Consider the following 13041-nt stretch of genomic DNA (forward strand, 5'->3'; position numbering starts at 1 on the left):
GTCAGTGCGCGTAGGTGGTCTCGGTGTTGGCGTCCTGGAACATCTCCGACACGATCAACCAGGACCCGTCGGCCTGCCGCTGCAGGGCGCGCAGCGAGAAGTTGTCCCGGTCCAGCGTGCCGCCGCCCACCAGGCCCTGCCCCGTGACCTGCAGGTGCGCCGACACCAATACGACTTCGGGGGTCAGCACCTTGAAACTGGTCTCCGGCGGACCGGCCAGCTCGCCGCGATTGAAGTTGTCGTCGTTGAACAGGCCGCGCAGGTACTCGACGATGTCGTCACGGCCCCGCTTCACCGTGCCGAACGCGTTGACCCAGTCGGCGTCATCGGAATACACCCCGAGCAGCGGCTCGGCGTCGCGTTCGTCGAACGCCTTCAACAACGTCAGCAGCGTCTTGCCGATCGCTTCCTGATCGGCCGACGGCAGGTCCGAAAAGCTGGTCATGCCTGCAAGTTACATGAAGTCCAGCGCCTCGACGGTCGCGATCGGGCCTTCGTGCGACGGCCGGTTCGCACCGCCGATGACGTACACCGTGTTGCCGACCGTGGCGACCACCTCGGCGTGCCGTGCGACCGGCATCGGGGGCAACGTGCTCCACTTCTTTTCCGCGATGTCATACATCTCGACCACGTTCAGCACCTGCGTCGGCGCCTCGCCGCCGACCGCCACGATCCGGCCGTCGATGTAGGCGGCGCCGTAGCTCCCGCGCGGGGTCGGCATGCCCACCAACTTGGTCCATTTCCCGCTGGCCGGGTCGAACCGTTCCAGCGCCGCGGAGTTCTTCGAGGCGGACAGGAACCGGCCGCCCACCGCGTAGGCGAAGGTGCCGTCCGACACCGCCGCGAGGTGTTCGCGCGGCGTGGGCATGTCTTCGGCGTCCTTCCACGAATTGCCGTCGAACACCTCGGTCTGCGGGACGAGCTTCTTGGCGTTCTGGCCGCCGAACGCGATGAGTTTGTCCCCGACCACCACCGCCGCCGGCGCCGCACGACCGTGCTTGAGGCTCGGCAGCTCCACCCACCCGTTGCCGCGCAGCGCCCACACCTTGTTCGACCCGTCCGCCAGGCTGGCGGTGGCGCCGCCGAGCACCACCACCTCGCCGCGGTAGGCCGCCGCCGCCGCGTGATGCAGTGGCACCGGCAGCGGCGGCCCGGTCTCCCAGGCGCCCGTCTTCGGGTCGTAGCTTTCGACCGTCTGCAGCGGCTCCTCCGAGCTGTGCAGCCCGCCGACGATCCAGATCTTGTCGCGCAACACGGCCCACGCCATCATCAGCCGGGGGGTCGGGGCGTCCGGCAACGTACGCCACTGCGGCGCGGGCTGCAGCCTGCGGGCCGGAAGCTTCAGCACCTCCGCGGTCGACACCGTCTGGGTGTCGTCAGCCGCGGTCGACCCGCCGATCGCGTAGACCGACTTGTCCACGGCGTCGACGGCCATGCCGTGCCGCGGTGTCGCCATGTCCGGCAGGCTGTCCCAGGTCTTCGTCGTCAGATCGAGCACGGAAACGCTCTTGAGGACCTGTCCGCCCGACACGCCGCCGACGGCCACGAGTCGCCTATCGGCGATCGCCACACCGAGGTCGCTGCGGGGCTGCGGAAGGTCGGCCACCGGCGTCCAGGCCTTGGTGGTCGCGTCGTAAGCCTCGACGGTCGCCAGGTCTGTCTTGCCGTTCGAGCCGCCGACCGCATACAGCACCTTGCCGTCGGAGGCCGCGGCCAGCAGCTGTCGCGGGGTCGGCAGCGGGGCGCCGAGAGTCCAGGCGGTGCCGTCGAAGACCTCGGTCGTGTTCAGCAGTGCCCCGTTCGCGTCCACACCGCCGGTCACGACGATGCGCTCGGCCGGGCCCGTGCCTACCGAGGCAGCGGCCCCCGCCGCCCTCGGCTGCAACAGGTGCGGAAGTTCCACCCACTGGCCGTTGACTACCCGCCAAACCTTGTCCGTCGCAACCTTTTTACCGCTCTCCATCCGCCAGCCGCCGAGCACGATCGGATTGTCCTGCCACGTCACCGCCATGGCGTGCTGAACTCCGGCCGGAAGATCCGGGCCGGTCTTCCAGGTGTCGATCGGGGCGGGGTCGTATCCCTCGTGCAACGTGGTCACGTTGCCGTCGCTGCGAATGCCGCCGAAGATCCAGATGGTGCCGTCGGTCTGGGTGGTCGCCACCGCGTCGCGCGCGACGGGCGCGTTCGTGATCGGCTTCCACTGGGCCGGCGCCTCGGTGCTGGGCTGACTCGCGACCGGGGCGTTGGTGCCCTTGTCGCGCGTGAAGAAGTAGATGCCGCCGACGACCAGCAGGATGGCGGCCAGGGCCGCGACCGCCGCCAACGCGATGCGGTTACGCCCGGTGAACCAGCCGCCGCCACCCTTCTTCCCCTGCGTGCCGCCGGTGGGCGGAACCGGTCCCGACGGCGTGCGCGGCGGTGGGGGCGGGACGGGGGTGATGCCGGTCGCGTGGGGTGCGATCACGTCGGTCGCGCGCGTGGGGGGCGACACCGGCCTCGGTGGAGCCGGGGGCGGCTGTGTACCGGGCCCGCCGCGCAGGATGTTGGCGGCCTGGGAGAACTCGTCCGTGCCCGCGGGCGCGGCCTCCCGGGCGGACGGGGGCGAGATGGCGGAGGTGGCACCCGTCGGCTCCGAAAGCTGTTGCGTGGAAGCGTGAATGCTGGACGTCGCGGGGCCGGGCGCCGGCATCGCGGCGGTCTGGCCGCCGGGCGACTCGGGGGCGGCCGCCGACGTGGCCGCGCGGACCGACTCGACGGACGTGCTGGTGATGGCCATCGAATCGGGCTTCAGGCCGTTGTGGCGTTGCGCCTGCTGCAACTCGCGGCCGAATTGCTCGGCGGACGCCGGCCGCTCCGCGGGGTCGATCGCCATCGCCCGCTCGATCGCCGCGCACACCGCATCCGGGATTCCCTCCGGGCGCATGTCGGGGACCCGGGTGGTGCTGATCCGAAGGTACTGGGCGATCAGATCTTCGCCGCTCTTGCGAGCGTGCGCGGCGCTGCCCGCGATGAGCGCATACATGGTGGCGCCCAGCGAGTAGACATCGGAGACGACGGTGGCCGGGTTGCCGGTCATCACCTCGGGCGCGGTGTAGTCGATGGTGCCGGAGAAAAAGCCGGTCGCGGTTTCGTATCCGCCTTCGATGTGGGCGATTCCGAAGTCGCTCAATAATGGTTCGCCGTAATCGTTGATGAGCACGTTCGCGGGCTTGATATCGCGATGCAAAGTGCCGGTCTTATGCGCGGTTTCCAATGCACCGCAAAGCTTTACGACGATCCGCAGAGCCTCGTGCCAAGGCAGCGGCCCCTCTCGGCGCAGCCGCACCGCCAGCGAATCCGCGGCGTGATAAGGCATCACGATGTAGGGCTTGCCGCTCGGGGTCACGCCGACGCGCAGGATGTTGACGATGTTCGGGTGCCCGGAAAGCCCGCCCATCGCGTAGCCCTCACGCAGAAAACGCTCCCGGCTTTCCTCGTCGAAATGCGATGGCAGGACCTTGACCGCGACGTTTCTGCCAAGCGCCGTCTCGTGACAGCGGTAGATCACCCCGGCCCCGCCGCGGGCCACCTGCTGGGCGTTCTCGAATCCGGCGGCGGCAAGCTCCTCGGCGAGCCCGCTTGACGGACGCCCTGGGCCGTCGGGCGTGGGTCCTGTTGTCATAGGTCGCCGTCCACCCTCCCCAGCGATAGATTCTTCGCGAGGTCAAGAGTAGCGAACGTCTACTCACCGGTACACCATTCGGCGAACGTTTCGACAGAATGGCGTTATGGCATTGGATCTCACCGATTACTTCGCCCGCATCGACTATCACGGCAAACTCGAACCAAGCCTGGAGGTGCTGCAGGATCTCGTCACCGCGCACACCCGCAGCATTCCGTTCGAAAACCTGGATCCGCTGCTGGGAGTAGCGGTCGACGACCTCGGTCCGGCGGCCCTGTTCGACAAGCTGGTACGCCGGCGGCGCGGCGGCTACTGCTACGAGCAAAACGGCCTGATGGGTTATGTGCTGACCGAGATCGGCTTTCGGGTGCGCCGGCTGGCCGGCCGGGTGGTCTGGATGGCGCCGCCCGACGCGCCGCCGGCGGCGCAGACGCACACCGTATTGGCGGTGACGTTCCCCGGCTCGCGCGGACCGTATCTGGTCGACGTCGGCTTCGGCGGCCAGACCCCGACGTCGCCGCTTCGGCTCGAAACGGGCGGCGTCCAGCAGACCGCCCACGAGCCGTACCGCCTCGAGGACCACGCCGACGGGCTGGTGTTGGCGGCGCAGGTGCGCGGCGAGTGGCAGCGGCTGTACGAATTCACCACGACGACCGCGCCGATGATCGATCTGCAGGTCGGCAGCTGGTTCGTCTCCACCCACCCGTCGTCGCATTTCGTGACCAACCTGATGGCGGCGATCGTCACCGACGACGCCCGATGGAACCTCGCCGACCGGAACCTGACCGTGCACCGCGCCGACGGCACCGAGAAGATTCGCTTGGCCGACGCCGCCGCGGTGGTCGACACGCTGCGCGACCGATTTGGGATCGACGTGGCCGAGCGCGGAGCGCTCGAGGCACGCATCGACCGGCTACCGACCGGGCAGCCAGGGACCGATACGCCGTAGCGCCTCTTCGATATCGCTGGTCGGCCCCGCGAACGACAGGCGGACAAACGAATTGCCACGCGCGGTGTCGAAGTCGATGCCCGGCGCGATCGCGACCCCGGTGTCGGCCAACAGCTTTGAACAGAAGCCCAGCGAATCGCCGGTGAAGTCCGAGACGTCGGCGTACACGTAGAACGCGCCGTCGGTGGGCGCCAGCCGGTCGATGCCGATCTGGCGCAGGCCGTCCAGCAGCAGCGCGCGGTTGACGCTGTAGTGCTGCAGGTTCCCGTCGGCCTCGGCGGTGGCCTCGGGGGTGAAGGCCGAAACGGCGGCGACCTGCGACAGCACCGGCGGACAGATGGTGAAGTTGCCGGTCAGGCAGTCCACCGCGCGGCGCAGCTCGGTCGGCACCAGCAGCCAGCCCAGCCGCCAGCCAGTCATCGCGTAGTACTTGGAAAAGCTATTGACCACCACCGCGTTTCGCGATGTCTGCCAGGCGCAGCTGGTCTGTGGCGCCCCCTCGTAGACCAGGCCGTGGTACACCTCGTCGCTGATCAGCCGTACCCCGGAGGCGTCACACCAGGTCGCGATCGCGGCCAGTTCGGCGGGCGGGATGACGGTCCCGGTGGGGTTGGCCGGGCTGGCGACGATCACGCCCTGCACCGGCGGGTCGAGTTCGGCGAGCATCTGCGCGGTGGGCTGGAACCGGGTCTCGGGTCCGCAGGGGATCTCCACGACCTCACATCCCAACGCCGACAGAATGTTTCGATAGCACGGGTAGCCGGGGCTGGCCAGCGCCACCCGGTCACCCACGTCGAAGCACGCCAGGAAGGCGAGCAGGAAGCCGCCCGAGGATCCGGTGGTGACGATCACCGCGTCGGGCTCGACGTCGATTCCGTGCTGGCGCTGGTAAGACGCCGCGATCGCCGTCCGCAGCTCCGGAATGCCCAGTGCCACCGTGTATCCGAGCTGATTGACATGCAGCGCGGCGGCGGCCGCGGCCCGAACCGGCTCCGGCGCACCGACACTGGGCTGGCCCGCGGACAGGTTCACCAGGTCACCGTGGGTGCGCTGGCGTTCGGCGGCCGCCAGCCAGACGTCCATCACATAAAACGGTGGGACGCCGGCGCGCAGGGCGACACGATCGTTCACTGTGTCGAGAGTACTTGGGACTCCAGGAGGGTCAGCAGCTCGCGCGGCGACCCCAGCAGATGGGCGCTGCCGTGCGCCCGCTTGAAGTACAGATGCATGTCGTGTTCCCAGGTGATCGCGATGCCGCCATGCAGCTGGATGCCCTCCGCGGCCACGGTGTTCAGCGCCTCGGTGGCGGCCAGGCGCGCGGTTGCGGCGTTGGCGGGTGTGGGCTCGGTGCAGGCGTCGTCGACCACGGCGCGGGCCGCCGCGACTTGGACATACAGGTCGGCCATGCGGTGCTTGAGTGCCTGGAAACTGCCGATCGGCCGGCCGAATTGCACGCGGCTCTTGGCGTATTCGACGGTGAGCTGCAGGCAGCGTTCGGCGGCGCCGATCTGTTCGGCGGCCAGCAGGATCGCCGCGAGGTCGGCCACGCCGGGATCGGTGCCCAGCGACTCCGTGTCCTCCGGCTGCATTCGGGCCAGCCTGCGGGTGGGGTCCATGGTGGTCACCGGCTGGGCGCTGAATCGCGTCCACCGGTGCACCTCGCCGTCCACCGCCGCGACGACGACGTCGGCGACATCGCCGTTGACCACATAGTCGGCGTCGAGCACCAGCGCCCCGATCGACGTCCCGGCGGCCAGCGCTTCCAGCGTCTGCGTGTCCGGTTCGGACGCGGACAGCAGGGCCAACTCGGCCAGCGTGGTGCCCAGCAACGGCGAGGGCACGAGCGCGCGCCCCAGCTCCTGTAAAACCGTTGCGGCATCGGCGAGTTCACCGCTCGCGCCGCCCAGCTCCTCGGGCACCACCAGCGCCGCCGCGCCGACCTGCTCGCACAACAGCTGCCACAGCGACTCGTCATAGCCGCGGTCGGACTCCATCGCCGCGCGCACCGCGGCCGGGCTCGCGTGCTTGGCCACCAGGGCCGCGACGGTCTCCCGCAGCATTTCCCGTTCTTCAGTCACAGTGCCTCCAGCACTCGGCGTCGGTGCGATTCCGGGGTACCCCACGCGGATCGCAATGCCTGTACCCGCAGCAGCAACAGCGACAGGTCGTGTTCCTGAGTGAAGCCGATCGCGCCGTGGGTCTGCAGTGCCGAGCGGGCGGCCAGCAGGCCCGCCTCACCCGCCGCGACCTTCGCCGCGCTCACGTCGCGCGGCTTTAGCGTCAGCGCCGCCCCGTAGACCAGGGGCCGGGCCAACTCGATCGCGATGTGCACGTCGGCGAGCTTGTGCTTGATCGCCTGATACGAGCCGATCACCCGGCCGAACTGGGTTCGCTGCTTGGCGTAGTCGACGCTGCCGGCCAGCAGCGCCCCGGCCGCGCCGACCAGCTGCGCCGCGGTTGCCAGCGCGCCGAACTCGTAGGCGCGCTTGACATCTGCCTGCCACGCAGCGCCGGACGCCGTGACGTCGTAGAGCCGCCGGCTGGGGTCGACGGACTCGTGGCGCTCACCCACGGCGGCCGCGGTCACATCGGATCCGGCCAGCAACACCAGCCCCGCCGTGTCGGCGTCGACGGCGCGCGGCACATCCGGCGGCATGGCGACAGTGGCGATCAGCTCACCGGACGCCAGACCCGCGCTGCGCTGATCCTCGGCAAGCAGGATCGGTGCGACGGCAATGGATTCGGCGACGGGCCCTGGGACGCACCAGTGCCCGAGCCGCTCGCATGCGACCACCAGATCGACCGGGGAGGCGTCGATGCCGTCGAATCTCTCCGGCACCATCAACGCGGTGACGCCGAGGTCGGCGAGTTGCTCCCACACTTTGAGTCCCGGGGCGGTGTCGCCCGCCGCCCAGGCACGCACGGCGCCCGGTAGGTCCGCGGCGCCCAGGGCGGCGTCGATACTGGCAGCGAAGTCACGCTGCTGTTCGTCGAGTGCGAAGTCCATCTACGCCTTCTTTTCTCGAGGCAGACCCAGCAGCCGTTCGGAAATGATGTTGCGCTGAATCTCGTTGGTGCCGGCGTAGATCGGACCACCCAGCGCGAACAGCAGGCCCTCGGTCCACCGCCCGGCGAGTTCACCGTCGGCGCCCAGGATGTCCAGCGCGGTCTGATGCAGTTCCACGTCCAACTCGGACCAGAACACTTTTGTCACCGACGATTCGGCGCCCAGTTCGCCGCCGGCGGCGAGCCGAGTGACCGTGCCGAAGGTCTGTAGCCGGTAGGCCTGCGCCTTGATCCAGCCGTCGGCGACCCGCTCGGCGAACGCCGGGGGAGACCCGCTGTCCTTCCACAGTTGCACCAGCCGCTCGGCGGCGGAAAGGAATCGGGCGGGGCTGCGCAGCGACATGCCCCGCTCGTTGCTCGACGTGCTCATGGCCGCCCGCCAGCCCTCGTTCGGGGTGCCGATGACGTCCTCGTCGGGCACGAACACGTCGTCCAGGAAGATCTCGCCGAAACCGGTGTCCCCGCCTAGCTGGACGATCGGGCGGACCGTGACGCCCTTTGCCTTCAGGTCGAACATGAAGTACGTCAGCCCGTTGTGCCGCTGCGCCGAGGGATCGGACCGGAACAGCCCGAACCCCATCTCCGCGAAGGGGGCTCGCGAGCTCCAGATCTTCTGGCCGTTGAGCAGCCAGCCGCCGTCGGTCCGGGACGCGGTGGACCGCAACGATGCCAGGTCGCTGCCGGACTCCGGCTCCGACCAGGCCTGCGCCCAGATCTGCTCGCCGCTGGCCATTTTGGGCAGGATCCGGTCCAACTGCTCCTCGGTGCCGTGCGAGAACAGCGTGGGGGCCAGCATCGAGGTGCCGTTGGCGCTGGCCCGCCCCGGCGCCCCGGCGCGGAAGTACTCCTCCTCGTAGACCACCCAGTGCAGCAGCGGGGCGTCGCGGCCGCCGTACTTCTTCGGCCAGGTGATGACGGACAGGCCCGCGTCGAACAGCACCCGGTCCCAATGCCGGTGCTGGGCAAATCCTTCGGCGTTGTCGTAGGACTTCGTCGGGACCGATTCCCGGTTGGCCGAAAGGAATTCCCGCACCTCCGCCCCGAAGGCGAGCGCTTCTTCGTCCAAGGTCAGGTCCAATTCAGGCCAACTCTCGCAGTTGTGGTTTGACCACCTTGCCGCCGGGGTTGCGCGGCAACGCGTCGACGAACCGCACCGATCGCGGTGCCTTGAAGTTCGCCAAATGTTCACGGGTGTAGGCGATCACCGACTCCTCGTCCAGTTCCGCTCCGGGACGGGTGACCACGAACGCGCGTCCCACCTCGCCCAGTCGATCGTCGGGGACCCCGATCACGGCGGCGTCGGCCACCCCGTCCAACCGGGCCAGTACCTGTTCGATCTCGGCGGGGTAGACGTTGAATCCGCCGCAGATGTACATGTCCTTCAGGCGGTCGGTGATGCGCAGGTTGCCCGCGTCGTCGACGGCCCCGATGTCGCCGGTGTGCAGCCAGCCCGCGGAATCTATTGCGGCGGCGGTCGCGTCGGCGTCGTCGAGGTAGCCGAGCATCACGTTCGGCCCGCGCAGCAGCACCTCACCGGTGTCGTCGATGCGTAACTCGAAGTCCGCGAACGGGCGTCCGCAGGTGGTGGCCACGGTCACGGCGTCGTCCTCGGCGCGGCACATCGTGCCCATGCCGTTGGCCTCGGTCAGGCCGTAGGCCGTCAGCACGATGTCGATGTCGAGTTCGGACTGCATGCGTTCCACCAGCACCACCGGCACGATCGCCGCGCCGGTGACCGCGAACCGCAGCGAGCTCAGGTCGTAGTCGCCGCGGGCCGGGTGGTCCAGCAGCGTCTGGTAAATGGTCGGCGGCCCGGGCAGCACGGTGATCCGGTGTTGCTCGATCGCCTGCAGTGCGCGCAGCGGATCGAACGTCAGGTGCGGGATCAGCGTCGCCCCGGTCTGCAGGCACGCCAGGATGCCGGCCTTGTAGCCGAAGTTGTGGAAGAACGGGTTGATGCACAGGTAGCGGTCGTCGCTGGTGATCTTGCCGTTGGCGGCCCACGCGGCCGACGCGCTCAGCGACTGCCGGTGCGCGCACAGCACGCCTTTGCTGCGGCCGGTGGTGCCGGAGGTGAACAGGATGTCGCTGACATCGTCGGGGTCGACGGCCGCGGCGCGGGAACGGGCCTCCTGCACGGCCGCCGGGTCGTCGCCGCGGGCGATGAACTCGTCCCAGGTGCCGTCCTGCGCTTCGATGGGGATGCGCACGATGTGCCGCAGCGCCGGCAGGGCGTCACGGTCCAGGCCGGCGGCCCGGTCGACGCCCAGGAACCGGCCCGCCGCGAACAGCACTGGGGCGTCGGTGCGCGCGATGATGTCGGTGGCTTCCTCCGCGGTGTAGCGCGTGTTCAGCGGAACCATGGCGGCGCCGACGTGATGGATGGCCAGGCAGGCCACCACCCAGTGCCAGGTGTTCGGCGACCAGATCGCCACCCGGTCCTTTGCCGCGACACCCATCGTGACCAGCGCGGCCGCCGCCCGGTGCACCCCGTCGCGCAGTGCGGCGGCGGTGAAGCTGCGGTCCTCGGTGACCAGCGCCTCGTGATCAGGGTGCAGGCGCGCGAAACGATCCAGCGCCGCGGGAACGGTGCGGGGAGCGCTGGTCACGGGGATACTCCTGGATCTCTCGCCCGGCCTCCTCCTCGCGCGGCTACACCGCGCGCATCGTCACCGGGCGAACAAAGCAAGTGCTTGGTAGGTTAGCCTACAGGGCATGCAGGACGTCGAGGAGTTCCGGGCGGAGGTCCGCAATTGGCTCGCCGACAATCTGGTCGGCGAATTCGCAGCGCTCAAGGGCCGTGGCGGCCCGGGACGCGAGCACGAGGCCTTCGAAGAACGCCGCGCGTGGAACCAGCATCTCGCCAAGGCGGGGCTGACGTGCCTGGGTTGGCCCGTCGAACACGGCGGGCGGGGGCTGTCGACGGCGCATCGGGTGGCGTTCTACGAGGAGTACGCGAAGGCCGACGCTCCCGACAAGGTCAACCACTTCGGCGAGGAGTTGCTGGGGCCGACGCTGATCGCATTTGGCACCAAGGAGCAGCAGGAGCGCTTCCTGCCGCGGATCCTCGACGTGACCGAGCTGTGGTGTCAGGGGTATTCCGAGCCCGGCGCCGGCAGCGATCTGGCCAACGTCGCGACCACCGCCGAACTCGACGGCGGGGGTGAGCTGTGGCACATCAATGGGCAGAAGGTGTGGACGTCGCTGGCGCACCTGTCGCAGTGGTGTTTCGTGGTGGCGCGCACCGAGAAGGGCTCCAAGCGGCACGCCGGGCTGTCGTATCTGCTGGTGCCGCTGGATCAGCCGGGCGTCCAGGTCCGGCCGATCGTCCAGATCACCGGCACCGCGGAGTTCAACGAGGTGTTCTTCGACGACGCCCGCACCGACGCCGGCCTGGTGGTGGGCCAGCCCGGTGACGGGTGGCGGGTCGCGATGGGCACGCTGACCTTCGAGCGCGGCGTCTCGACGCTGGGCCAGCAGATCGTCTATGCCCGTGAGCTTTCCAACCTCGCCGAGCTGGCGCAGCGCAACGGCGCCGCCCAGGATCCCGCCATTCGGGAGCGGCTGACGCGGGCGTGGACGGGGCTGCGGGCGATGCGGTCCTACGCCCTGGCCACCATGGATGTCGAGCAGCCGGGTCAGGACAACGTGTCGAAGTTGTTGTGGGCCAACTGGCATCGCAGCCTGGGCGAGCTGGCGATGGACGTCATCGGCAAGCCGGGCCTGAGCCTGACCGACGGGGACTTCGACGAATGGCAGCGGCTGTACCTGTTCACCCGCGCCGACACCATCTATGGCGGATCCAACGAGATCCAGCGCAACATCATCGCCGAGCGGGTGCTCGGACTGCCCAGGGAGGTGAAGGGTTGAGTCTTTCCGAAGTGCCCGAAGAGATTGCCGGACACGGTCTTCTGAAAGGCAAGGTCGTGGTGGTGACTGCCGCCGCGGGCACCGGAATCGGGTCGGCGACCGCGCGCCGCGCCCTCGCCGAGGGTGCCGACGTCCTGGTCTCCGACCACCACCAGCGTCGATTGACCGCGACGGCCGAGGAACTGTCCGCGCTGGGGCTGGGCCGCGTCGAGAGCGTGGTGTGCGACGTGACGTCCACCGCACAGGTCGACGCTCTCATCGAATCGACCACCGCGCGGATGGGCCGACTGGACGTGCTGGTCAACAACGCCGGCCTGGGCGGGCAGACCCCGGTGGCCGACATGACCGACGACGAATGGGACCGCGTCCTGGACGTCACGCTGACATCCGTGTTCCGCGCGACCCGGGCGGCGCTGCGGTACTTCCGCGAGGCCACCCACGGCGGGGTGATCGTCAACAACGCCAGCGTGCTGGGGTGGCGGGCCCAGCACTCGCAGTCTCACTATGCGGCGGCCAAGGCCGGCGTCATGGCGCTAACCCGGTGCAGCGCAATCGAAGCCGCCGAGTACGGGGTCCGCATCAACGCGGTGTCGCCCAGCATTGCGCGGCACAAGTTCCTGGAGAAGACATCGTCGGCAGATCTGCTGGACCGGCTGTCGGCCGGCGAGGCCTTCGGTCGGGCCGCCGAACCCTGGGAGGTAGCGGCCACCATCGCGTTCCTGGCCAGCGACTACTCGAGTTACCTGACCGGTGAAGTGATCTCGGTGTCCAGCCAGCACCCTTGAGCGGTGGTTTCGGCCCAGCGCTACAGCAGTTTCCTGATGCCCAAGAGGCCCGCCAGGTACGAGCCGTTGTTCAACATGCCCGTGACGGCGCCGCCGCCAAAGAAGGGACCCGGGGGGTTCTGGACGCCGGTGTTGAACAGGCCCGAGATTTGGCCGTTCACCTGGACGCCGCCGGTGGCGTAATTGCCGATGCCCGATATGGGGCCCTGCTGCAAGATGGCGCCGCCGCCGTCGGCGTGGTTGAAGAAGCCCGACATGTAGGTGGACGAGGTGACGGGCGAGTTGACACCGTTGCCGAAGCCCGACATGCCGGCACTCGTGTTGCCGAAGCCGGACTTGGTGTCGCCCGAGTCGGTGTTCTGGAACAGGCTCGTGTTCACGTTGCCGGAATTCCATCCGCCCGTGTTGATCTGGCCCGAGTTCCCGAAGCCCGTGTTGTACGTGCCGCCGTTGCCCCACCCGGTGTTGCCGAAGCCGGCGTTGCCGAAGCCGGTGTTGTATGAGTAGCTGTTCACGACGCCCGTGTTGTACCGGCCGCTGTTGCCGATGCCGGAATTGAGCTCGCCCGAGTTGCCCAGGCCCGAATTCAGCCCGCCCGAGTTGCCGAAGCCGACGTTGTTCACGACGTTGGGGTTGATCGCACCGAACGAGGCGCTGTTGTCGCCCGAATTGAAGATGCCGACGTTGCCGGTGCCGGAGTTGAAGAACCC

General features: G+C 68.9%; 10 protein-coding genes and 1 pseudogene. 3 read left to right on the plus strand and 8 right to left on the minus strand.

Going from position 1 to position 13041, the window contains the following annotated elements; all coding sequences use genetic code 11:
* Position 1 precedes the first annotated feature (1 nt).
* Both AC5Y5V_RS26080 and AC5Y5V_RS26085 read right to left on the minus strand, forming a co-directional pair.
* A complete protein-coding gene (locus tag AC5Y5V_RS26080; protein WP_499940862.1) occupies positions 2-445 on the minus strand; it encodes a YybH family protein in 444 nt (147 codons plus the stop codon).
* 9 nt (positions 446-454) lie between these two features.
* On the minus strand, positions 455-3661 hold the full coding sequence (locus AC5Y5V_RS26085) for a Kelch repeat-containing protein (protein ID WP_499940864.1): 3207 nt from the start codon (positions 3659-3661) through the stop codon (positions 455-457).
* Between the two features lie 106 nt (positions 3662-3767).
* Here AC5Y5V_RS26085 and AC5Y5V_RS26090 point away from each other — a divergent pair, with 106 nt between their 5' ends.
* A complete protein-coding gene (locus AC5Y5V_RS26090) occupies positions 3768-4610 on the plus strand; it encodes an arylamine N-acetyltransferase family protein (protein ID WP_499940866.1) in 843 nt (280 codons plus the stop codon).
* Here AC5Y5V_RS26090 and AC5Y5V_RS26095 read toward each other — a convergent pair.
* From AC5Y5V_RS26095 to fadD3, 5 genes are read right to left on the minus strand one after another with little or no spacing between them, the layout of a single operon-like run.
* A complete protein-coding gene (locus tag AC5Y5V_RS26095; RefSeq protein ID WP_499940868.1) occupies positions 4575-5741 on the minus strand; it encodes a pyridoxal phosphate-dependent aminotransferase in 1167 nt (388 codons plus the stop codon). The genes AC5Y5V_RS26090 and AC5Y5V_RS26095 overlap by 36 nt on opposite strands.
* Positions 5738-6718 (minus strand): acyl-CoA dehydrogenase IpdE2, encoded by a 981-nt coding sequence (gene ipdE2 / locus AC5Y5V_RS26100; protein WP_499940898.1) that lies wholly within the window; start codon positions 6716-6718, stop codon positions 5738-5740. Before ipdE2 ends, AC5Y5V_RS26095 begins: the two co-directional genes overlap by 4 nt.
* Entirely contained in the window at positions 6685-7617 is a 933-nt protein-coding gene (locus AC5Y5V_RS26105) for an acyl-CoA dehydrogenase family protein (protein ID WP_499940871.1), read from the minus strand. The genes ipdE2 and AC5Y5V_RS26105 overlap by 34 nt, the downstream gene beginning before the upstream one ends.
* A complete protein-coding gene (locus tag AC5Y5V_RS26110) occupies positions 7618-8754 on the minus strand; it encodes an acyl-CoA dehydrogenase family protein (protein WP_499940874.1) in 1137 nt (378 codons plus the stop codon).
* 1 nt (position 8755) lies between these two features.
* Positions 8756-10285, minus strand: coding sequence for a 3-((3aS,4S,7aS)-7a-methyl-1,5-dioxo-octahydro-1H-inden-4-yl)propanoate--CoA ligase FadD3 (fadD3, locus tag AC5Y5V_RS26115; protein ID WP_499940876.1), 1530 nt, complete (start codon positions 10283-10285; stop codon positions 8756-8758).
* Positions 10286-10391: 106 nt separating this feature from the next.
* Here fadD3 and ipdE1 point away from each other — a divergent pair, with 106 nt between their 5' ends.
* Together ipdE1 and ipdF are read left to right on the plus strand one after the other, a co-directional pair.
* On the plus strand, positions 10392-11546 hold the full coding sequence (gene ipdE1, locus AC5Y5V_RS26120) for an acyl-CoA dehydrogenase IpdE1 (RefSeq protein WP_499940880.1): 1155 nt from the start codon (positions 10392-10394) through the stop codon (positions 11544-11546).
* Entirely contained in the window at positions 11543-12331 is a 789-nt protein-coding gene (gene ipdF, locus AC5Y5V_RS26125) for a (5R,7aS)-5-hydroxy-7a-methyl-1-oxo-2,3,5,6,7,7a-hexahydro-1H-indene-carboxyl-CoA reductase (protein ID WP_499940883.1), read from the plus strand. Before ipdE1 ends, ipdF begins: the two co-directional genes overlap by 4 nt.
* Before the next feature lie 20 nt (positions 12332-12351).
* On the opposite strand, the pseudogene AC5Y5V_RS26130 reads toward ipdF, so the two are convergent.
* Positions 12352-13041 (minus strand): annotated as a pseudogene (locus tag AC5Y5V_RS26130) (hypothetical protein); the annotation flags it as partial.

Source organism: Mycobacterium sp. NGS68 (assembly GCF_059812195.1).